Annotated in this window: 18 protein-coding genes; 10 read left to right on the forward strand and 8 right to left on the reverse strand. The window is 69.0% G+C overall.

All coding sequences use genetic code 11. The features are described 5' to 3' along the window. Positions 1-9 precede the first annotated feature (9 nt). The 3 genes from OHA25_RS24960 to OHA25_RS24970 all read left to right on the forward strand — a co-directional run bounded on the left by OHA25_RS24960 (position 10) and on the right by OHA25_RS24970 (position 3,039). Positions 10-1,317, forward strand: a complete 1,308-nt coding sequence (locus OHA25_RS24960; RefSeq protein ID WP_327589924.1) for an MFS transporter — start codon at positions 10-12, stop codon at positions 1,315-1,317. 264 nt (positions 1,318-1,581) lie between these two features. Next, positions 1,582-2,427 (forward strand): PaaX family transcriptional regulator, encoded by an 846-nt coding sequence (locus OHA25_RS24965; RefSeq protein ID WP_305915356.1) that lies wholly within the window; start codon positions 1,582-1,584, stop codon positions 2,425-2,427. 150 nt (positions 2,428-2,577) lie between these two features. Beyond that, positions 2,578-3,039: an MFS transporter gene (locus OHA25_RS24970; RefSeq protein ID WP_327589925.1), complete on the forward strand. Its 462-nt coding sequence runs from the start codon at positions 2,578-2,580 to the stop codon at positions 3,037-3,039. 212 nt (positions 3,040-3,251) lie between these two features. On the opposite strand, the gene OHA25_RS24975 is transcribed toward OHA25_RS24970, so the two are convergent. Then, positions 3,252-4,268: a LacI family DNA-binding transcriptional regulator gene (locus OHA25_RS24975; RefSeq protein ID WP_327589926.1), complete on the reverse strand. Its 1,017-nt coding sequence runs from the start codon at positions 4,266-4,268 to the stop codon at positions 3,252-3,254. A 382-nt stretch (positions 4,269-4,650) separates the two neighbouring features. On the opposite strand from OHA25_RS24975, the gene OHA25_RS24980 reads away from it, so the two are divergent. The 6 genes from OHA25_RS24980 (at position 4,651) to OHA25_RS25005 (ending at position 10,848) form a co-directional block, all read left to right on the forward strand. Further along, entirely contained in the window at positions 4,651-5,883 is a 1,233-nt protein-coding gene (locus OHA25_RS24980; RefSeq protein WP_327589927.1) for a sugar ABC transporter substrate-binding protein, read from the forward strand. 69 nt (positions 5,884-5,952) lie between these two features. Further along, on the forward strand, positions 5,953-6,903 hold the full coding sequence (locus tag OHA25_RS24985) for a carbohydrate ABC transporter permease (protein ID WP_327589928.1): 951 nt from the start codon (positions 5,953-5,955) through the stop codon (positions 6,901-6,903). Further along, the gene (locus OHA25_RS24990) at positions 6,900-7,718 is read left to right on the forward strand and encodes a carbohydrate ABC transporter permease (protein ID WP_327589929.1); all 819 of its coding nucleotides are present in this window, start codon (positions 6,900-6,902) and stop codon (positions 7,716-7,718) included. The genes OHA25_RS24985 and OHA25_RS24990 overlap by 4 nt, the downstream gene beginning before the upstream one ends. Before the next feature lie 26 nt (positions 7,719-7,744). Then, positions 7,745-8,527: a ThuA domain-containing protein gene (locus tag OHA25_RS24995; RefSeq protein WP_327589930.1), complete on the forward strand. Its 783-nt coding sequence runs from the start codon at positions 7,745-7,747 to the stop codon at positions 8,525-8,527. Further along, the gene (locus tag OHA25_RS25000; RefSeq protein ID WP_327589931.1) at positions 8,524-9,618 is read left to right on the forward strand and encodes a Gfo/Idh/MocA family protein; all 1,095 of its coding nucleotides are present in this window, start codon (positions 8,524-8,526) and stop codon (positions 9,616-9,618) included. Before OHA25_RS24995 ends, OHA25_RS25000 begins: the two co-directional genes overlap by 4 nt. Before the next feature lie 141 nt (positions 9,619-9,759). Beyond that, the gene (locus OHA25_RS25005; protein WP_327589932.1) at positions 9,760-10,848 is read left to right on the forward strand and encodes a hypothetical protein; all 1,089 of its coding nucleotides are present in this window, start codon (positions 9,760-9,762) and stop codon (positions 10,846-10,848) included. Positions 10,849-10,860: 12 nt separating this feature from the next. On the opposite strand, the gene OHA25_RS25010 is transcribed toward OHA25_RS25005, so the two are convergent. The 5 genes from OHA25_RS25010 to OHA25_RS25030 form a co-directional block, all read right to left on the reverse strand. Further along, positions 10,861-14,187 (reverse strand): CHAT domain-containing protein, encoded by a 3,327-nt coding sequence (locus tag OHA25_RS25010; RefSeq protein WP_327589933.1) that lies wholly within the window; start codon positions 14,185-14,187, stop codon positions 10,861-10,863. A gap of 14 nt (positions 14,188-14,201) precedes the next feature. Then, the gene (locus OHA25_RS25015) at positions 14,202-15,086 is read right to left on the reverse strand and encodes a hypothetical protein (protein ID WP_327589934.1); all 885 of its coding nucleotides are present in this window, start codon (positions 15,084-15,086) and stop codon (positions 14,202-14,204) included. Between the two features lie 9 nt (positions 15,087-15,095). Further along, on the reverse strand, positions 15,096-15,473 hold the full coding sequence (locus OHA25_RS25020; RefSeq protein WP_327589935.1) for a hypothetical protein: 378 nt from the start codon (positions 15,471-15,473) through the stop codon (positions 15,096-15,098). Between the two features lie 95 nt (positions 15,474-15,568). Then, positions 15,569-15,928 (reverse strand): MmcQ/YjbR family DNA-binding protein, encoded by a 360-nt coding sequence (locus tag OHA25_RS25025; protein WP_327589936.1) that lies wholly within the window; start codon positions 15,926-15,928, stop codon positions 15,569-15,571. 73 nt (positions 15,929-16,001) lie between these two features. Continuing rightward, positions 16,002-16,415 carry a YcxB family protein gene (locus OHA25_RS25030; protein WP_327589937.1) on the reverse strand — a complete coding sequence of 138 codons (414 nt, stop codon included), beginning with the start codon at positions 16,413-16,415 and terminating at the stop codon, positions 16,002-16,004. 304 nt (positions 16,416-16,719) lie between these two features. Between OHA25_RS25030 and OHA25_RS25035 the strand changes: the two genes are divergently transcribed. Then, a complete protein-coding gene (locus OHA25_RS25035; protein ID WP_327589938.1) occupies positions 16,720-18,237 on the forward strand; it encodes a phosphodiester glycosidase family protein in 1,518 nt (505 codons plus the stop codon). A gap of 76 nt (positions 18,238-18,313) precedes the next feature. On the opposite strand, the gene OHA25_RS25040 is transcribed toward OHA25_RS25035, so the two are convergent. Together OHA25_RS25040 and OHA25_RS25045 are read right to left on the reverse strand one after the other, a co-directional pair. Next, positions 18,314-20,143, reverse strand: a complete 1,830-nt coding sequence (locus OHA25_RS25040) for a glycoside hydrolase family 15 protein (protein WP_327589939.1) — start codon at positions 20,141-20,143, stop codon at positions 18,314-18,316. 54 nt (positions 20,144-20,197) lie between these two features. Next, positions 20,198-21,205 (reverse strand): zinc-binding dehydrogenase, encoded by a 1,008-nt coding sequence (locus OHA25_RS25045; RefSeq protein ID WP_327589940.1) that lies wholly within the window; start codon positions 21,203-21,205, stop codon positions 20,198-20,200. Between the last annotated feature and the right edge of the window lie 12 nt (positions 21,206-21,217).

Here is a 21,217-nt window from a genome sequence, read left to right on the forward strand (position 1 = left end):
AGTTCTGCTGTGTCCGCTCGTCATTCTTCACTGCTCCGTGTACGTGTCCTGGTCGAACGCCTGATCGCTGCTCCGTTCGGCAGGAAATCTCAACGGTCGAGGTCAGCTCCGCCTGCTCCCAACTCCGCTGATCAGACTGTCAACCGGAATGTCCGCCTGCTGAGCTGGTTCAACTTCTTCGGCGACTTCCGCATGTACGGGCCGATTATGGTCATCTACTTCGCGCAAGTCACCGGCTCGTACACCGCTGCCGCCAGCCTCCTGGCGGTGAAGATGCTGTCTTCGGCAGCGTTCGAAGTCCCTACCGGGGTGCTCTCCGACCGCCTCGGCCGACGCGGCACGATGATCGCCGGTGCCGTCGTCATGGTGGCCGCCCATCTCGGGTACGCCGGCGCTTGGGGCTACGGCCTCCTCCTGGCAGCTGTCGTGCTGGAGGGATTGGCGACCTCACTGTGGAGCGGCAACAACGAGTCTCTGCTCTACGACACGTTGCTCGAAGCCGGCCGGGAGGAGGAGTTCCCCCGGCACTCGGGCCGGGTGAACTCGATGTTCCAGATCGCGCTCGCACTGGCGGCAGCCATAGGTGGCGTGGTCGCCGGCGCGTGGTCGCTGCGTGTGGTGGTCGTGCTGTCGGTCGTGCCGCAGGTGCTGTGCGTGCTCGTCGCCTTGCGGGTCCGGGAACCGCGGGTGCACCGCCCGCTGGAATCGAACGTGCTGCTGCATCTCGGATCGGCCCTGCGCGGCATCCGCCGTAATCCGGTGCTCCGCCGGATGACTCTGGTGTCGGCGCTGCGTTACAGCAGCGAAAGCGCGGCCCAGTTGTCGCCTGCTTTCGTGGCAGGGCTGTGGCCGCTCTGGGCGCTGGGCCTGTGGCGCACCTTCGGCCATGGCGTGGCCTTCGTCGGCTTCCGCGTCAGTGGTTGGGTGATCGGCCGGGTGGGCGCGGCCCGCACTCTGCTGTTCGGTGAGCTGTTCGACAACGTGGCGAACTTCGTGGCGCTGGTCAAGCCGACCGTATTTTCGCCCGTGCTGCTTGGGTCACCGGCCTACGGCATGACGACAATCGCCCAGCAGACGTTGCTGCAGCGCGAGTTCACCGACCGGGAACGCGCGACGATGGGTTCGCTTGCGTCGCTGCTCGGCAGCGTGCTCTACGCGCTCGTCGCCCTGGGAGCCGGCCTGGTGGCAGACCGTTGGGGCATCGTTCCGGCGTTGCTCGCGATCCAGGCGGTGGTGCTGATCGCACTTCCGCTCGCCTGGTGGGTGCACGCGCACGCTTCTTCGCTCCCCGCGGGCGCTGGGAGGGTGACGGGATGATGACTACCGCCACACCTTCAACACCGTGCTCGACCAGAGTGGACACGTTTGGCTGATCGACTGGGACGAGACCGCAGTTCTGAGTCCCACCGGCATCGTGAGCGCCGCACTCGCATCGCTGCGGAGCATCGGCAGGAGGTTGTGAGACCCGGCCTAGTGCACTCGGTCGGGCTTCGGCGAGTCGGTACGATGAAGACCGTTTGATACCGGGTAGGGAGCACGCCATCCGCCGGAGTGCGTCCGTGAGCGCGCAAGAGGTGCACCATGGTGGCCAACGAAGACGACGAAGCCAATGGAAAGGGCCAGAAGCCCCGTGCTCTGATCGTCACCGTCTACGGCCTCTACGCACGCGAGGTCGGCGGTTGGATGAGCGTCGCCTCGGTCATCAAGCTGCTCGCCCGCTGCGGTGTGGACGCGCCGTCCGTCCGTTCGGCGATCTTCCGTCTCAAGCGGCGCGGCCTCCTGGCCGCCGCCAAGGTCGACGGGACGGCCGGATACGCGCTCACCGAGGAGGCCTACCAGATCCTGCGCGAGGGTGACCGGCGCATCTTCGAGCGGCGACAGGCGACCTCCAGTGAAGGGTGGCTGCTGGCCATCTTCAGCGTGCCGGAAACCGAACGCGACAAGCGGCACCAGTTGCGCTCCCGGCTGTCCTGGCTCGGTTTCGGCACGGTCGCCGCGGGAGTCTGGATCGCGCCCGCCCATCTGCTCGACGAGACGCGAGACGCCCTCGAGCGCTACGGGCTGAGTGCTTACGTCAATCTCTTCCAAGCCCACCATCTGGCGTTCACCGACATCAGGGAGCAGATTCCGGGCTGGTGGGACCTGTCTCGCCTGCAGCGTCTGTACGACGAGTTCCTGGCTCAGTACGGCCCTGTGCTGGACAGCTATCGCGATCGCAAGACCCTGGATCCCGCCCAGGCGTTCGCGGACCACGTCAGCGCCCTCACGGACTGGCGCCGGCTGCCGTACTCCGACCCGGGGCTTCCCGCTGAAGTGCTGCCCGCGGACTGGAACGGCGTGAAAGCCGCCGAGACCTTCTTCGAACTGCACGACCTGCTGGCCAAGCCGGCCCACCGGTTCATCGAAACCGTGCTCAAGGACGCGTAAGCGGACTCCCTCGTGCTGGGCGCATGCCGTGTGACCAGCGCGAGCTTAGCCATGCCCGGGCCCCTCGCGGTGGGAACGTAACAGAGACCTCATGTCCGAGGAGACCCCACCGTCCGCCACCGTGCCGCCCCGAGCCGCGGGGAGGGAATCGTGAGCACCAGCGCAGCGCCTCCTGACTCGAGGTCGAGGATCGTCGTCGTCGCGCTCTGCAGCGCCGCGATCATCATCGACGGCTACGACCTGATCGTTTATGGCACGGTCGTCCCGACGCTCGCCGAGGGGTCCGCCGAGTGGAAGCTCGGCGCGGCCGAGATCGGCCGGATCGGTTCGTACGCGTTGATCGGCATGCTGATCGGCGCCATGCTGATCGGCACGATCACCGACCTGGTCGGGCGGAGGCGCGTCATGCTCGGGTGCATCGCGTGGTTCTCGATCGCGATGGCCTGGCGGCCGCCGCGCCGACTGTGGAGTTGTTCGGATTCGCCCGCTTCGTGGCCGGCATCGGTCTGGGCGGCGTCGTGCCGACCGCCATCGCCCTCATCCCCGCGCTGGGCTGGCGGGCGATGTTCTGGCTCGGCACCGGCGTGGGGTTGCTGCTCGTGTACGGGTTGAACACCTGGCTCGCGCAGATCATGCGTCAGGCGGGCTACCCGCTGGGCTCGGCGCTGGCCTTCCTGCTCGTGCTGAACCTCGGCGCCATCGTGGGCACGCCGCTGCTCGGCATGGCCGCGGCAGCCGCCGAGCACCGCGTGGCTGCGCTAGGCCAGGTGCGCGGACTCTGGTGTCGCCGTACGTGCCTCGCGCGTGAACAGAGGGTCCGCACGTCAGGGGCGAAGCGGCGCGGGCCCCACCGACTGGCCCGGCACCAGGGTGCAGGGGATGAGGATGTGCGGCGGGCTGTCCTGGACCCCTTCGAGCTGGTCGATCAGCGCGTCCGCGGCGAGGCGGCCGAGCTGGGGAGCCGGTGCCGCCATGACCGTCAGGGACGGCTCGATCATCTCGCCGAGCTCGCGTGTGGTGGACGCCATGATGATGGAAAGATCGTCCGGCACGGTGCGGCCGAGTGCACGCGTGCCTTTGACGAGGCCCGCCGAGGCGCCCTCGTTCACGAGGATCACGGCCGTCGTGTCCGGGTGGTCGTCGTGCAGGATGCGTGCGGCCTCCCTGCCGCCGGCCGAGGTGCCTTCCACCGGGAGGACGACGGGCGGGCGGCCGAGCGCCGCCATCGTGTCGAGGTAGGCGGCCTCAGCCCGCATGATCCGGCCGGGCTCGTCTCCCGGAGCCGCCTTCGTCCGCTGGATGATCAGCGCGATGCGCTCGTGGCCGAACGAGCGGAGATGGTCGACCGCCTGGTCCATGGTGGTGGCGAAATCGATGTCGACGAACGGCAGGTCGTCGTTGTCGGTCCGGCCGATCAGCGTGAACGGGAGTCGCGAGGCGATGAGCCGGTCGACGCGGGAGTCGTGGATCTGCACCTCCATGAGCAGCGCCCCGTCGACGAGGCCGCCGGCGAGCAGGTGCGACATCTGCTCGTCGGCGTTCACCGGCCACAGCACGAGGTCGTAGCCGCGCTCGCGGGCGCCGTGCGCGGCGCTCATGACGAACTGGATCACCGTCGCGTTGGGCCGGGCTTCGAAGTCCGGGTGCAACAGCGCGAGGATGCGCGTGCGGGAGCTGGCCAGGGCGCGGGCGACGACGTTTCGCCGGTAGTCGAGCTCTTCGATGGCCGCTTCGATGCGGGCCCGGGTCTCCGGCGCGACGGGCTTGGTGCCGTTGATGACGAAGGAGACCGTGGCGATGGAGACGTTCGCACGCTGGGCGACGTCGCGCATCGTGACCATGGGTGCCGCCTCCCGGCTGCTGAGGGCGCGCGAGATGGGAGAAACTCGCGAGGCACTGCGACTATATCCCAAGGGCATTCGTAAAACCGCTTAACTTCTTGTTGACATTGCCTGACGATCGGCGCAACATACTTCACAAGCACCAGCCGGTTAAGCGGTTTGATTGATCAATGTCCATAGCCCGGAGCGATGCGGGCCCCCTTCCGCTCGTGCCGCGAAAGCGCAGGCGGACGGGCCGCCGTGACCCTACATGACCCAATTGCAGCGTTGACTCCGTGGTCCGACTCTATGAAAAGCCCCCACCCGCCGTGCACCGTCGAGGAGGCGGTCATGCACGGATACGCCGGATGCATTCCGGTTCCGCAGAAGGAGTAGTTCTCTCATGGAGACAGCACGGAAGCGCCGCGGTAAGGCGCCCAAAGTGACTGTCGCGGCAGCGGCCCTCCTCCCCCTCACCCTGACCGCCCTGACCGGATGCGGCGGAGCGGGTGCTGCCGACGCTCAAGCGAAGAACACCTTGACGATCCAGGACTATTACGACGAGGCGCATGATCCGATCTACCACGCGTGCGCGAAGAGCCTCGGCGTCGACATCGAGATCAACCACATCCCAGGGCCGGGGCTGATCCCCAAGGTGCTTCAGCAGAGCTCCTCGCGCACCCTTCCCGACGTGCTGATGCTCGACAACCCTGACGGACAGCAGATAGCCGCCTCCGGCGCGCTCGCACCGCTGACCGACTACGGCGTGAGCGGAGAGGGCCTGGTGCCGTCCGTCGTGAAGGCCGGCACGTACGAGGGGAAGCTGTACGGCCTCGCCCCCGCCGTGAACACCCTCGTCATCTTCTACAACAAGGACCTGTTCGAGGCCGCCGGCATCACCTCACCTCCCAAGACATGGGACGAGCTGCGTGCCACCGCGAAGAAGCTCACCACGCAAGACCGTTACGGCTTCGCGATGAGCAACATCAACACCTACGAGGGGACGTGGCAGTTCCTGCCGTTCATGTGGAGCAACGGCGGCTCGGAGGAGGACATCACGACTCCGGAGACCGCGCAGGCGCTACAGCTCCTCGTCGACCTGCAGAACGACGGGTCCATGTCCAAGAGCTCGGTCATCTGGAGCCAGGACGACGTGATCGACCAGTTCATCGCGGGGAAGGCCGCGATGGTGGTCAACGGCCCATGGCAGATCCCCACGCTCAACGAGCAGAAGGACGTGAACTGGGGCACGTTCACGGTCCCCACGCGGATGGCATCGCAGGACCCGGTGGCCCCGCTCGGTGGTGAGATGTTCACGGTGCCGCGGACCGGCGACAAGGCCAAGATGGCCAAGAGCGGGCAGTTCGTGAAATGTCTCGTCTCATCGGCGAGCCAGCTCCAGTCGGCCGAAGTCAGGCAGAACATCCCGGCGGACCTGGGCGTCGCGCAGAAGTTCGGGGAGTCCAGCCAGACGGTCATGCCGTTCGTCGGCGCCGTGCGGAACGCGCGCTCGCGCACCGGGATTCTCGGGCCTGACTGGCCCAAGGCGGCCACGAAGATCTACAACGCCGTGCAGATCGCGCTGACGGGTCTGGCCACACCGGCCGAAGCGCTGCGGCAGGCACAGGGCGAGTAGCCACTCGACAACGAGGCGGCCCGTCCCGAGGCACGCGGGCTCCTCGGTCTTCATCGAAAGGAGTGGCTCATGACCTCAGCCAACCTCAGCATCACCGCCGCAGGAGACTCCCTCGGCAGGCTGGGCCGCAAGGCGGCATGGATGCGCCTGTTCCGGCGCCACGCGCAGTGGCTGTTCTGCCTGCCCGCCATCCTGTTCGTCGCGATGTTCTTCGGATACCCGATCGTCCAGAACATCGTCATGGGTTTCCAGGAGTACGGGGTCTCGACCTTCTACAGCGGCGAGGCGCCCTGGGTCGGCCTGGCCAACTACGTGACGACCTTCTCCAGCCGCCTGTTCACCACGACCCTGGTGAACACGGCGCTGTTCACCATCGGGTCGATCTCCTTCCAGTTCGTGATCGGGCTGGCCCTGGCGCTGTTCTTCAAGCGCACCTTCCCGTTGAGCGGTTTCCTGCGGTCGTTGTTGCTGCTGCCGTGGCTGCTGCCCTTGATCGCCTCCAGCGCGGTGTGGAAGTGGATGCTCGACCAGGAGAGCGGCGTCCTCAACCAGTTTCTCGGCCTGTTCGGCGTCGATCCGGTCCCGTGGCTGGTCGACCCGACCCTCGCGCTCATCGGGGTCATCGGCGTGAACATCTGGCTCGGGATACCGTTCAACGTCGCGATCCTCTACAGCGGTCTGCAGGCGGTTCCGCGCGAGCTGTATGAGGCGGGATCGCTGGACGGCGCGGTCGGGTGGAAGGCGTTCAGGCACATCACCTGGCCGAGCATCAGATCCGTGGTCAGCGTCGTCCTGGTGCTCGGCGTCGTCTACACGCTCAAGGTCGTCGACATCATCCTCGGCCTGACCGGCGGCGGCCCGGCCAACTCCACCCAGACCCTGGCGACGAACGCCTACAACAAGTCGTTCGTCGAGTTCAACTTCGGGGAAGGCGCCGCCATCAGCAACGTCCTCATCGTGGTGTCGCTCGTCTTCGCCATGGTCTACCTCTTCATCTCCCGGCGGGAGGCCCACGAGTGAACACGTCATCGACCGTGCGCCGGCTGCCCATGACGGTGCTGGGCGTCTTCTTCCTCGCCGTGATGATCTTCCCGGTCTACTGGATGCTCAACAGCAGCCTGCAGGCCGATTCCGGCGCCGCCTCCACCGAATTCCTCCCGCTCAACGCGACGTTCTCCGGATATGCGCAGGCCCTGGAGGAACAGGGCCCGAACTTCGTCACCAGCCTGGTCGTCGCTCTGGGAACGGTCGTGCTGACCCTGGTCATCGCCACGCCCGCCGCCTACGGCCTCGCGCGCTTCCGTACCCGGGGCAGCAGCGTGTTCCTGCTGGTGTTGCTGATCACGCAGATGATCCCCGTCATGGTCATCGCCAACGCGCTCTACCCCCTCTTCAACTCGCTCTTCCTGATCAACAATGTCCTCGGCCTGATCCTCGCCAACACCGCCGCGGGCATCCCGTTCGCCGTGCTGCTCATCCGCGCGTTCATGGGCGCCATTCCCGGGGCGCTCGTGGAGGCCGCGATGGTGGACGGGGCGGGCAACCTGCGGGCGTTCCTGTCGATCGTCGTACCGATCAGCAAGAACGCGATCGTGACCGCCGCCCTGTTCACCTTCCTGTCGGCGTGGAGCGACTTCCTCTTTGCCCTGACCCTGACCAGCACCCCCGAGGTGCGGCCCATCACCCTGGGCATCTACGACTACATCAGCGCGAACACCCAGGACTGGAGCGCCGTCATGGCGACCGCGGTGCTCGCCTCCGTCCCGGCGGCCCTGCTGCTGATCTTCGCCCAGCGCTACATCGCGGCAGGCGCCGTCAGCGGCGCCGTCAAGTGAATCCCTTGAAGAAAGGACACGTCATCATGCGACCTCTTCACGTCACCGTGTGGGGTGAGAACCGGCACGAGCAGGCCGAGCCCAGTGTGGCCGAGATCTATCCGGACGGCATGCACAACGCCATCCGGCGCGGCATCGAGGGCTGGCTGGGGGAGAAGGCGACCGTCGCCACGGCCACGCTCGACGACCCCGAGCACGGCCTGACCGAGGAGGTGCTCGCCGGGACCGACGTGCTCACCTGGTGGGGCCACGCCGCGCACGCGGAGGTGTCCGATGAGGTGGTCGATCGGGTGCACCGGCACGTCCTGTCGGGCATGGGCCTGGTGGTGCTGCACTCCGGTCACTGGTCGAAGATCTTCACCAAGCTCATGGGCACCACGTGCACGCTGCGCTGGCGCAGCGCCAACGATCGTGAGCTGGTCTGGACGGTGAACCCGGCCCACCCCATCGCCCGCGGCATCCCCCACCCCATCGAGATCCCCGCCCAGGAGATGTACGGCGAGCAGTTCGACATCCCTGAGCCCGACGAGCTGATCTTCATCAGCTCCTTCACCGGCGGCGAGGTGTTCCGTAGCGGCTGCACCTTCCGGCGCGGCAACGGCAAGATCTTCTACTTCAGCCCCGGCGACCAGGACTATCCGGTGTATCACCATCCGGACGTGCTGCACGTCATCGCCAATGGCGTCGAGTGGGCGGTCGGCGACCGGTCCCGGCGCGAGCTGCCGATCCTGCTGCGCTACGAGATGGGCGACTTCTTCAACGGGCACGGCTACCAGGGTGCGATGCACAACAAGGAGAACGCCGAGTGAGCGCTTTCGCCCGCGTCGCCGATCCGGCGCGCCCGCTCCGCGTGGTGCAGGTCGGTGCAGGTGCGATGGGCCTGGCCTGGATGCGTACCCTGACCGCGTCCGACGACGTCGAGCTCGTCGGGGTGGCCGACCTCGACGTCGATCGGGCGCAGGCGGCCGTACGCGCCGTCGGCGCCGACGCCAAGGTGGACGTCTCGCTCGGCGGCCTGCTGGCGGCCACCGAGCCGGACGCCGTCGTGAACGTCACCGTCCCGGCCGCCCACGCCGAGGTGAACGTCGAGGCGCTGTTCGCCGGGGTCCCGGTCCTGTGCGAGAAGCCCGCCGCGCCGACGCTGGCCGAGGCGGTCGTCCAGGTCGCCGCCGCTGAGGCGACCGGCCGGCTGCTGATGATCAGCCAGTCGCGCCGCTACTACGCCGCGCTGGCGGAATACCGGCGCCGCCTTGCCGAGCTCGGCACCCCCGGCCTGCTCACCACCGACTTCTTCCGCGGTCCGCGCTTCGGCGGCTTCCGCGACGAGATGGAGCAACCGCTGCTGGTGGACATGGCCATCCACGCCTTCGACGCCGCCCGCTACCTGCTCGACGCGGAGCCGGTCTCGGTCAGCTGCGAGAGCTGGAACCCCGCCTGGAGCTGGTATCGGGGCGACGCCGCGGCGACGGCGACGTTCCTCTTCGACGACGGCACCCGTTACGTGTACACCGGCGCCTGGTGCACTGACGGGCTGGAGACGTCCTGGAACGGCCAGTGGCGGGCGGCCGGCTCCGGGGGCGCCGCGACCTGGGACGGCGAGGACCGCGTCACCTCCAGCGTGAGCGGCGCGGCGGACGTGCCGCCGGGCGCCAACGAGCAGATCGGCGGCGCGCTGGAGGAGTTCGTGGGGGCGCTGCGCACGGGCGTGGAGCCGTCAGGGGCGATCGCCCGCAACATCATGAGCCTCGCCATGGTCGAGGCGGCGGTGCGGTCGGCGGAGTCGGGGGCGCGGGTCCACATCGATGCGTTGATGGACCAGGCCCGCCACGACGCGCTGTCCCGTACCGTCCGCGAGGAGATCCGCGCGCGGCTCGAGTCCTGGGAGCCGCGGCGCCGCTGACGGCCTGTTCCCGCAGCACAGAGAGCATGTGGAGGGTGAAGGCCTTGGTCTAGTACGTACGGGCGCGGAGGCCCGGTTCACTCCTATGCCGGATGGCGGTGGGGCCGGAGCAGGGGTGATGAAACACCACACAATGGGGCAATGGCATACCCTCCACAACCTCCCCCGGAAGATCCGTGGGGTCCGCAGGCACAGGGAGCACCGCAGGAGCACCTCCGGCCTGGGTACGGCCAGCCGGGACATGGCCCCCAGCCGCGGCAAGGGGGCCCGCCGACCGGCTTCGGCCGTCAGCATGGCCGGCACGGCGCACTCGGGGCACCCGGCCCGCAGGGTCCGTACAACCCCTACGACTCCCCGAGCGTCTACGGGGACCCGCAGAGCCTCTACGGCGGTGCCCAGAGCCCGTATGTCCTGCAGAACCAGTACGGTTCGCAGAATCAGTACGGCCACGGCGACCCGTACGGCATGCTCCAGGACCAGTACGATTACGGTCTGCCGCCCAAGCGCAACAGCACGCTGATCATCGGGTTGTCCGTCGGCTTGGGCCTCCTCCTCCTCCTGGCCGGCGGCACGGTGGGCGCGGTCTCCTACCTCAACGCCTCCGGCTCCAAGCCCTCCGTCGCCCTGCCGAGCACGGCGGCCCCCACGACGGCGCCTTGGCAGTCCGAATCCCCGTCGAAGGAGCCGTCGGACGAGCCGACCGAGTCGGCCGCCGAGCCCACGGGCAGCCCGGCCACCTCGACGAAGGCCCAGCCGGGATCGCCGATCGCCCACACCGAGTTCGACGACTGGAAGTTCGACCTGACCGGCGTCAAGTTCGACGCCAACAAGGTTGAGGGCTGGACGTACGACACGTGCGATCCGGTGGACGGTGAGGGTGTGCTGGCCAGGAACAAGTGCGAGCGCGCCGTCCAGATCGCCTACTCGGCGTACCGCGGGCACCTCAAGGCGGTGCAGGTCATCATGGCGTTCCCCAGCGACAAGGCCGCCAAGGCCACCGCCAACCGGCTGGCGAAGCTCACCTCGAACGCGGTGAACATCCGCAGGGACATGACCCACACCACATACGCATACGGGAGGATCCGCACGAACGTGGCCAAGAAGTATGTGGTCGCCACGATCGTCACCGCGGACAACACGGCCAAGTCCAAGGCCGACAAGTTCCATCTCTACCTGCAGGCCGACTCCGTCGGCTACTTCCTGCTCCGCGACGTGACCGTCACCAGCTGACCGATCACCGGGTCATGCCCCCGAGTGCAGGAATGCCGCCCAGGCCGAGGGCTGCCCAGGCCTGGCCTCGCGCATGCGGCGCGTGGCCAGGTGCAGGGCGAGTGCGCCGGGGATCCGGATCGGAGCGTCGATCGTCTCCCGTAGCTCTCGGTGGAAGTCGGCGGCCATCGTCGCCGCGACGTGGTCGCCGATCTCCCACAGTGTGGCGACGGCCTGGGCGTAGCCGGCCAGCTGGAAGGCAGAGGCCAGGTGGATCGCCTCGTCGGCGAGCTTGGCGCTGCCGCGGGCGGTCGCGCAGGCGGAGAGGTAGGCCAGCTCGGCGTGGTCGAGGTGGAGCCGGCTGATCTCGGTGACGTTCAGCGGCCCGTCGTCCAGCAGGAGATGGCTCGCCGAAGGGTCGTACGGGTCGCTGCTGGCGTGGCAGGCGAAATGCGCGACGGTCGCGTCGGGCAGCGCGGCCAGCACGGCGGCGCGGGACGCCTGCGGGCCGATGAGCGCCAGGCCGTGGACCCGGGAGGTGACCTCGACGGCCTCACGCGCGGTCTCCGGCAGCGCGGCATGGCCGGGAGTCGCCGGCATGGCCACGGTCAGGCCGGCGCGGCGCGACGGCACGGGACGGGAGCGGCTGTGCAGCAGGGCGCGCAGGGTGGGCGTGTACGACGAGACGGCGCGATCGAGGACGGACGCGCCGGCGATCGTGTGACGGCCGGCGGCGTGCAGGGGAAGCGCATTGAGCGGCCCGGTCGGCGACCACCACAGCCGAGGCCACGACCCGTCTTGCGGAGGCTCGGTGAAGCCCAGCTCCGTCAGCACGGGTTCGGCCAGGACGTCCCACAGCCAGCCGAGGGTGTCGAGCAGCACCCGCTGCGCCTGGCCGGCCAGCAGCTCCGAGCTGGTCTGCGCGGTGCGAACCGCGGTGTGGAACGCCTCTGCCTGCTCGATGAGCTCGGCGGCACGCAGGTCAGGCAGCCGCACCAGGCGGACGCCGTCGGCGCACAGAGCAAGCGCGTCGCAGCGGCGCGGGTTGACGTTGATGCTCACCACCGGCCCTTCGGCGGCGGCCGGTCCCAGGTCCGGCATGCCCAGCGGCAGCGGCATCAGGAACCTCCCGAACTCGGGGAGCGCCTGGATCCGGCCGACCAGCTCACTCCACTCCGAGGCCATGTCATGCAAGCGCCCGAGGTCGTCCAGCGGCGGTTCATAGCCGAGATCGGTGCTGACCTCGCGGATCCGCTCGCGCAGGGCGACGAAATGCTCAGCCAGCCGGGAGTCGGCGGCCCGCAGGTTCTCCAGCTCCCTGCGTGCGTTGAGCGCGCTGGAGTGCAGCAGCGCGCGCCCGTCCTCCAGTGCTTCCAACGCCGCCGGAGCGTCGCTGCGGTGGATCGCGGATACGGCCTCGTCCGAGGACAGGCGAGCCAGGCCGCGCGCGGGCAGGTCGTGCTCGCTCGGCGAGGCCGCCGCCAGGGCACGGAACCTGGCGCGGGATCGTGCCGCCATCCCCCACGCCATCACGAGCCGCCTGGCCTGCGCCACGTCGCCGGCGACGATCCGGCGGGTCAGGCTGACGGCCTCCTGATAGTCCGATTCCTCATGGATGAGGTGGTATTGCTGGAACAGCGCGTGTGCGAGGGTCTTCAGCGTCGCCGTGTGCTCCGGGTGATCCTCCGGCAGGGCGGCGAGCCTCCCGCGGGCGTGTTTCAGCGTGTCCTCGAGCACGGCGAGGGTCTCGAACGGGGACAGCAGCGAGGTTCTCATCATGGTCATGTCGCCGACCAGGGTGGCCGACATGTTCATGGAGCTCATCAGCGATGGAAGCACCTCCATCAGCCGGGTCAGCAAGGCGACCGTCTCCCCGATCTGCCCGATCCCGCCCGGTTCGCCGAGGCCGCCCTGCCGCCGGAGCAGCTGGATCATGAGCTGGTTCACCGCCAGCAGGGGGCGCTCGGGATGGTCGTCCGGCAGCTCCCGCAGCAGGCGTTCGGTCAGGTCGAGCACCTCGTCGAAACTCGCCGGGTCGACAGGCGTCGAAGGCGGCTCGTCAGGGGCGAACAGCTGCGTCAGCATCGCGTCGAGCTGATCGTCCGCGCTCAGGTGGCTGGATCGCCGCCGCATGAACTCGAACGCCTTGCGTTCCAGGTCGGTGTCCGAGGTGTCGCGCAGGAAACCGGCCAAGAGGTCCATGAGCTGCGCGTGGTGCCCCTCGCCGTCGGACGGGGCGATGCCCAGCAACCGGGCGACGACGGCGAACATGTTGTCCGGTTCGTTCGAGACCTCGCCGCCGGCGGCCGGGATCGCCCGTGCGATGAGTCCGGTCAGATCGTCCACGCGGCGCCGCGTCTCGGGGTCGAGCCGGCGGGTGGCGGACGGCCTCGGGGGCCGCCGCAGCTCAGCCCTGGCGAGCAGCCTCAGCCGGGCACGCCGCTCGGGGCCGTGCTCGGGGGTCTGCTGCACGGCCCGGCGCAGGACGGAGACGGCCTCGTCCAGGACGGCGGGATCGGCCTCGCCCGTGGCATCCGCCCAGAGCAGCAGCGAGGATCCCATATCGGCGAGAATCTGCGGAAGGTTCTGATCCGCGCTCGTCGCCGTGTCCACGGCCAGGCGGAACAGCTCGATGGCCTCGGACAGCAGCGCCGTGTCCCGGGTCCTGAGAGCCTTGGCCTTCACCGCCAGGGCCAGGCCATTGGCACAGCGGGCATGGTTCGAGTGCTCTCGTGGGGTGCCCTGGAACGCCTCTCTGAGCACCGCGAGGGCCTCGTCGAGGTTCGGCGGCTCCGGACTCCCGTCCGGCGGCGTCAGCACATCGCTCAGCATGAGCGCATACCCGAGATTGCTCAGGATCGTCGCACGGGAGGGATGATCGGGCGGTAGCGGGTGCAGGGCCCGGCGCAGCAGCCCGATCGCGGCCTCGCCGTCGATGCGCCGGTGCAGCCGGGTGAAGCGTTCGAGCACGAACATGGCCAGGTTGGACAGCGCCTCGGCGGACGCGTACGTCCGCTCTTCCCCCACCGGGTCGTCCGGACCGAGCCACTCGCTGAACGAGGAGCGCACCTGGCCGGGCAGCGCGTCCGGCGTGGCCAGATAGAAGGGCATCAGGAGGACGAGCGCGCGGCCCCACTCTTCCTGCTGTCCCTGCTCCTCGAGCATGACCGCCGCGCGTAACCAGTGCAGCAGCCCGACCGCGGACAACACCTCCTCATCCACGCCCTCCTGCGTGGCGAGGAACTCGAGCAGCCGCTCGGCCTCGGCCAAGGCCTCGGGGTCGAGAACGGCGGCGCCGTCGCCCGTGCCCGACACCGTGGCGAGCCGGGTGCGAAGCCCGCTGAGCAGCTGGTCACGCATGGTCGCCCTCTCCGTCAGGTGGACTTACGGAACCTCTCGCTGATCGTCTTTCCTCGTCCCGGCCGGATCGGCCGCGTCTCGTCGTCGAACCGCTCGAGCAGATCGTCCAGGTAGACGTCCACGGTGGCCTCGACCAGTTCGGCGTAGACGCCGGCGGCCGCTCTCGCCCGCCGCCACGCGACCAGCCCGGCGCACAGCCCGATCACGGCGCTCGGCCACCACACCACGCCCAGCGCGGCGTACAGCGCGGCCCACCCGCCCAGGGCGGTCGCCTCATCGAAACGTTGCCTGCTCTCGGTGAGCGGCTCGCGCGCCGAGTCGGGCAGCAGCAGCCACAGGCGTGGCCAGGCAGCGCCCAAATCCAGGCCGTACTGCTTGCGCACCCTGGTCGCGGGGGCGTGCAACCGGTCGCCGGTCCAGGTCGGCCGGCGTGGCTCGGTCAGCGCGACGGCGTTCCTCAGCTCTGCGAGCTCGCCGAGACGGGCGTGATCGCCGTCGGCCTCGGCGTTGTGGTAATCCTGCCTGAGCCGGTTCCAGGCCCGCCTGCGCCGCTCGGTGAGCGCGGTCGTGAGCGGACGGGCGACGGCCGGCCACCTCCCGGCCAGCAGGTATTCGACGGGCGTGCCGAGCGATCGCGCGACGAATCCGACCGCCGAGGACGCGACGAGCAGGACGACCAGCAGCACCGCGGTCCGCACCAGGTCGGCCTGCTGCTGACCGCCGGCCGCCGCGGTGAGCTCGATCAGCTTTCGCCAGAGCAGTCCCGCATCCGCCCAGTGCCGCTGTCCGAGGATGATCGCCATCGTGGCGACGGCCGTGAACACCAGCCCGGGCAGGACGAGCAGAGCGACCCACCGCTCCGCGACCTTTTTGCCGAGTTCGGTGAGGAAGCCTGTCATGCCGCGTTCTCAGCTCTCGGCCACGAAACGCAGCGCCTGCTCGTGTATCTCGCAGGTGGGTAATTCCGCGTCGGCCTCGCGGTGGACGACGCGCGTGCAGGTCCCCTTGGGGCACACGTAGTCGCCGATGACCGGTCCCCGCTCGGAGTCCAGCGCCGTGGGCAGCGAGGAGTGCGGGGACCTGGTGTCTTCCGGCTCGGTCCTGGGGCTGTCGATGCCTAGCTGGGTCAGGAATCGATCGATCGGCTCGCCGCGACGAGCGGCCAGCACCGTCTGCGCCACGATGGCGCGGCGGCCGCTCGACGCGGGGCCGCGCAGCAGCGTGCGCAGCTGCGGCAGGGCGGCGCAGAATACGCCCAGCGCCTCCTGGTCCGGCTCCGCCGTCACGGTTCCCTCCCGATGCGACCCCTCGACAGTGAAAGAGATCCTAACCGCATCGCCGGGCCAGGGCTGCTCGTCCGTGTGACGTTGACGCCGTCGCCTCAGACTTGTCCGTCCATGAGGGCGACCAGCCGCTTCGGCGCGATCAGGCGGTAGCTGTCCCTGATCAGCTCGTCGATCTCATCCCAGTCCTGCTCCACGTCGAGCCGGGCGCCGACCCACCCCTTGCCGCCGACGTACGCGGGCACGAAGAAGCGCTCCGGGGTGGACGCCACCAGGGCCTCCTGCACGCCAGGACCGGCCTTGAACATCATCGTCAGCCCGTCCTCGCTGGTCATCAGGAACAGCTTGTCCCGGACCCGGAACGAGGGCGCCGTATGGCCACCGAACGGCTTCTCGATCGCCTCCGGCAGAGACAGGCAGATCTCCCGCAGCCGCGCCCCCACCTCGTCGTCAATCACGCACGGTATCGTACGCCTGTTCTACAACTCCCGGGAAGCCCGGCACACGACCTCCGAGCCCCTGGCCGTGGGGTCAGGGGCGGGAGGTGGGGGCGGCGTGCCTGGCCGTCGTCCGGCGGCAGAGATCGCGGTGGCGGACCTGCGCGGATGTGGCGGGTTCAGGAGACCGGGGTGTCCTGACGCGCGGCAAGGCATCGAGCGCCGCCTGTTGCTCGTCGGTGAAGGCACGGCGGGGGAGGAAACCGGTGAACTGCCTGTTGACAAAGAACAGCCAGAACTCCGGGGTGGTGACGACCGGGCCGAACAGGGACCATCGCGTCGTGGCGGTGGACTGCTCGGTCTCAACCTTGTAGCCGTCGCCGGTCAAGTGAAGTGTGGTGGGCACGCAGAGGAAGGCGAGTCGTCGCCTCCCTGTACGGCGGAGCGACCACGACACCACGAGGGGGGAGACGGCCGCTCCGACGAACATGGCGCTGCCGATGGTCACGCTGCCTATCAGGACGCAGAGGAGTCCGCATCCTGCCAGGACCGAGAGCAGGATGGTGAGGAGGGCTCTGGTTGCAATTCTCACCACGAACGCCGGCCGTTCGGACCCCGCCTGGGCACCGGTCGGTTCGCCGCCGGTGTGGCGAAGCTGTTCATGCGAGTGCTTTGCGGGAATCGTCCCGTGTTCGGTTCCGGGCCATCCGCAAGTCCTTGACTGCCGAGGCACCTAATTCGCTCGTGAAATGAGGACGTACATGCGCCGGAAAAGTCTTTCGGCCTTGGCGGCGGTCGTGACCGTACTGGCTGTGAACGGGCCCGCTGCGGCGGCCACGTCTGATGACTCCTTCTTCGGTGGAAAGCTGCCGCTGAGCGCGCCGCCGGTGACGACCGCCGTGGCGCCCGGCGTGACGCTGACCTCGCTGTCGCTCGGAGCCAAGGACGCCGGCGACTACTGGACCGTCCACGTGTACCTGCCGGGCACGGTCGACGGGCCGCTCAACACGGCCAACACCGCTTTGGGCGCGAAGGAGATCGCCGACCGGGTGGCCGGGGTTGTGCGGCAGAAGGGGTTCGAGCCGCGGATCGAGGAGGTCGCCTCGCCGGCGTTCGCCGATCATCCGGCCGGTACGCTCGGCTGGACCGTAAGGGTCGGGCAGTACGCCACCAGCGTCGAGGCCTCGGCGCTACTCTCCAAGATCAGGGCGGCCGGTTTCGCCGGGGGCACCCGCTACACCGCGCAGGACGGCATCGACCCCGGCGCGCCCCAGAAGGTGCACGTGCTCCGCGTGGACTTCCGGGAGTTCGGCGGCACGGTCGGCACCGACTTCGGCCCGGCGCTGAACGGCACGGAGAAGCTGACCGACCTCGCCGCCGCGGCGGGCGCGGTGGCCGGGATCAACGCGCAGTGGTTCTACAACAGCGCGCCCGGCGGCATGTACGTCAAGGACGGCAAGCTGATCGGCTCGGCCACGCAGGGCCGGGCCGGAATCAAGATCGCCAGGGGTGGGCGTTCGGTGGACGTGGACGCGTACACCGCCCACGTGACCCTGCGCGCCGGCCGGGAGAGCGTCGAGATCGACGGTGTCAACCGGGTGCCGGGCGAGATCTGGAACTGCGGAGGCGTCGGCGGCGACCAGCCGACGGAGAAGCCGCAGCACGACCTGAAGTGTACGGACGGCAGCGAGCTGGTGCTGTTCACCCCCGAATGGGGCGCGCCGCCTGCCGGCGCGGGAGCCGAGGTCGTGCTGGACGCGGGCGGCAAGGTGACGGCGGTGAACAGCTCGCGTGGTGCGAGCGTTCCCGCCGGCGGGTCCACCGTGCAGGCCATCGGCGACAGCTCCGCCTGGCTGCTCGAACACGTGAAGGTGGGTGAGCGGGTGCACGTGAGCGAGCGGGTCGAGGACAGCAGGGGCCGGCACGTGGCACTGACCCCGGACACCACCATCCTCCAGGTCGGGCCCACCCTCGTCAGGGACGGCAAGGTGTCGGTGAACGCGGCGGCCGACGGACTGATCCGCGAGGGCGCCGACCGGACGTTCACCTACAACTGGGCCGTGCGGAGCAACCCGCGGTCGATGATCGGCATGGACGATCGGGGCCGGCTCATGCTGGTGGTGGTCGACGGGCGGCAGGACGGCTACAGCGAAGGGCTCGGGATCGCGCAGACCGGTGAGCTCATGAAGCTGCTCGGCGCGCGCGAGGCGATGAACCTCGACGGCGGCGGCTCCAGCGTCATGGTGACCTCGGGCGCCGGCATCGTGAACCGGCCCTCCGACGCGACGGGCCAGCGCTCGCTCGGCAACGTCCTCCTCGTTCGCCCGTAGCCGATCAGGCGCTCGTCCGCCGGTGGCCGGTCCGGTCGAGCCCCAATCCTGCACGCTCTGGCCCGCCCAGCATCGATCATGGTGCTGGGCCCGCTGTCGCCCGTGCGAGATTGACGCCGCTGGCGATGACCCCGATGTGGCTGAAGGCCTGCGGGAAGTTGCCCATGAAGACGCCCGTCGAGGGGTCGATCTGCTCGGGTAGCAGCCCGAGCGGGCTCGCCCGGGCGCACAGCGAGGCGTAGAGCTCCTCGGCCTCGTCGATGCGGCCCTGGTAGGTGAGGTTGTCGGCCAGCCAGAAGCTGCACAGCACGAAGGCGCCCTCGTCGCCGGCGATGCCGTCAGGGGAGCTGTCGTGCAGGTAGCGGTAGAGCAGGCCGTCGCCCGCCGACAGACGCTCGGCGATGGCGGCTGCCGTGGCCACCATGCGCGGATGATCGGCGGGGATGACGTACCGCAGGGGAAGCGCGAGCAGGCTGGCGTCCAAGCCGCCGCTGCCGTCGAGATGCTCGGTCAGGGTCTGCGCGTCCTCGTCCCAGGCCTGCTCAAGGATGAGTCGTCGCAGGTCGGCTGCCACGTCTCGCCAGGCTGCGATGGGTCCCGGCAGGCCGAGCCGGTCACCGATCGCGGCCGCACGGTCCAGGGCCACCTGGCACATGCCGGCGGAGTAAGTGAACACCCGGCCGTGGCTGCGCACCTCCCAGATGCCCTGATCCGGCTCCTGCCACGCCGTCGCCGCCGTGTCGGCGAGTTCGGCCAGATTGGCCCAGAGCTCGGGCTGCAGCTCACCCCCGGTGCGCAGCCACTGGTCTGCGCAGTCGAGCACTTCGCCGTAGACGTCGTGCTGGCGCTGATCCGCCGCGCCATTGCCCCATCGCACCGGGGCGGAGCGCCGGTAGCCCTCCAATTCGGGGTCTACGACCTCGTCGGGCACCGGGCTGCCGGAGAGGGTGTACATGATCCGCGGCTGCCGGCTCTGCTCGAAGGCGTCGAGGACCCAGCCGAGGAAGGCGTCCGCCTCGCCGGCGAAGCCGATGCGGCGCAGGGCGAACACGGTGAAGGCCGCGTCGCGGATCCAGGTGTAGCGGTAATCCCAGTTACGGACCCCGCCGATCGGCGCGGGCAAGGAGGAGGTGGGCGCCGCGACCAGCGATCCGTTGACCCAGTCGTCGCACAGCTTCAACGTGATCGCGGCACGGCGTACCAATGACTCCTGTGGGCCTTGGTAGGTGAAGTGTTTCATCCAACGGCGCCACGCCTCGGCGGTCCCGCGCAGCATCTCCTCGGCGTCGAACCGGTGATGACGATGAATGCGCCCCCAGGACAACACGAGATCCAGGCGATCGCCCTGTTTGAGCTCGTGGGTGCTGGACAGTCCGTTCAGCGGGCGATTGGAGCGCAGGTGCAGGCGCAGGTCCGGCCGCCGGGGCACCTGCACGTCCAGCCCGCTGAACAGGGCCTGGGCTTGTCCGCCGCCGCGGGGCTTCACCTCGACGCGCAGGCTGACCTCGCCCGCCAGGACGACGGCCGAACGGACCAGCTCGGCCCGGTTGACCGGTGCGTCATCGGCAAGATCGGCGCCAGAGCGCAAGGTCAGGGCATCGGTGATGCGGACCAGGCCGGTGGTGCTGCGGCACTCGGTCGTCAGCACCCCGGTGTCGTCCTCGTAGAGCTGCCGTGCCTCCACCAAGTCCTCCGGCGCGACGGTGAAATGCCCGCCACGCGCGTGGTCCAGGAGGCCGCAGAACAGCGGCTCGGCATCGAAGTGGGGAAGGCACATCCACGGGATGGAGCCGTCCAAGCCGACCAGCGCCACCGTCGCGCCGTCCCCGATGAGGCCGAGGTCCTCCAGCGGCACATAGCCGTCACGCGTGCGAACCGGCCGGAAGGGTGGATCGGGATCGAGCATGCCGCCCCCTGTCTGGCGTGCCGCGGCCACGGCGGCACGAGCCGATACCTGCGCCTAGAACGAGATCAGCGGCTTGATGACGTCGTCGAGTTTCTTGTCCAGGACCTCGAAGGCCCGTTCCATGTCCTCGAAGGCGAACTCATGGGTCGTCATGCGGGTGGGATCGATGCGCTTGGCCTGCAGCACGCGCAGCAGCCGCTCCATGCGCAGCCGGCCGCCGGGGCACAACCCCGAGGTGATCGTCTGGTCCGCCATCCCGACTCCCCACTCGACGCGGGGGATGCGGACGAACTCTCCTTCTCCGAAATAGCCGATGTTGGACACTGTTCCACCCGGCTTGGTGATCTTGATGGCGGTCTGGAACGTCGCGTCCATGCCCAGCGCCTCGATGGCGGTGTCGACTCCCTCTCCGTGCGTGAGCTCCATGATCCGCTCGACGACGTCCTCGCGGGTGAAGTCCACGATCTCGTCCACGCCGTACGCGCGTGCGAGCTCCTGCCGCTGCGGCACGGATTCCACCCCGATGACGAGGCCCGCTCCGCGTAGCCTGGCCCCTGCCGCGGCCATCATCCCCACCGGCCCCAGAGCCAGAACAGCCACCGTCCCGCCGATCGGGATATTGCCTTTCTCCGCCCCCATGAAGCCGGTTGAAAGCATATCGGCGCAATAGACGGCCAGGTCATCGGAAATGTCGTCGGGTATTTTCGCCATGTTGGCGTCGGCCTCGTTCACGTGGAAATATTCGGCGAATACTCCGTCCTTGGAGTTCGCGAACTTGAAGCCGCCCAGCGGCATGCCCGCCTGCGACGGAAACCCGTTCTGGGAGGCCGGATCGCCCCAATCCGGGGTGATGGAGCCCACCAGGACACGGTCGCCCGGCTGGAAGCCCTTGACGTCGCTGCCCACCTCGTGCACGATGCCCACCGCTTCGTGACCGAGCGTGAGATTCTCCCGCGGGCCGATTCCTCCGGCGACGGTGTGGGAATCCGAGGTGCAGATCAGAGCCTTGGTCGTCCGTACGACGGCGTCGCCGGGTCCCGCCCGCGGAATCGGCTTCTCCATGAAACCGACGCT

The sequence above is a fragment of the Nonomuraea sp. NBC_00507 genome (assembly GCF_036013525.1).
Lineage (GTDB): Bacteria > Actinomycetota > Actinomycetes > Streptosporangiales > Streptosporangiaceae > Nonomuraea.

Bases quoted from the DNA above. Each gene is read 5' to 3' on its own strand.
- OHA25_RS25045 (WP_327589940.1), bottom strand. From the start codon at position 21,205: ATGGAGAAGCCGATTCCGCGGGCGGGACCCGGCGACGCCGTCGTACGG.
- OHA25_RS25005 (WP_327589932.1), top strand. From the start codon at position 9,760: ATGGCATACCCTCCACAACCTCCCCCGGAAGATCCGTGGGGTCCGCAG.
- OHA25_RS24975 (WP_327589926.1), bottom strand. From the start codon at position 4,268: ATGGTCACGATGCGCGACGTCGCCCAGCGTGCGAACGTCTCCATCGCC.
- OHA25_RS25040 (WP_327589939.1), bottom strand. From the start codon at position 20,143: ATGCTCGATCCCGATCCACCCTTCCGGCCGGTTCGCACGCGTGACGGC.
- OHA25_RS25015 (WP_327589934.1), bottom strand. From the start codon at position 15,086: ATGACAGGCTTCCTCACCGAACTCGGCAAAAAGGTCGCGGAGCGGTGG.
- OHA25_RS24980 (WP_327589927.1), top strand. From the start codon at position 4,651: ATGGAGACAGCACGGAAGCGCCGCGGTAAGGCGCCCAAAGTGACTGTC.
- OHA25_RS24965 (WP_305915356.1), top strand. From the start codon at position 1,582: ATGGTGGCCAACGAAGACGACGAAGCCAATGGAAAGGGCCAGAAGCCC.
- OHA25_RS24995 (WP_327589930.1), top strand. From the start codon at position 7,745: ATGCGACCTCTTCACGTCACCGTGTGGGGTGAGAACCGGCACGAGCAG.
- OHA25_RS25010 (WP_327589933.1), bottom strand. From the start codon at position 14,187: ATGCGTGACCAGCTGCTCAGCGGGCTTCGCACCCGGCTCGCCACGGTG.
- OHA25_RS24985 (WP_327589928.1), top strand. From the start codon at position 5,953: ATGACCTCAGCCAACCTCAGCATCACCGCCGCAGGAGACTCCCTCGGC.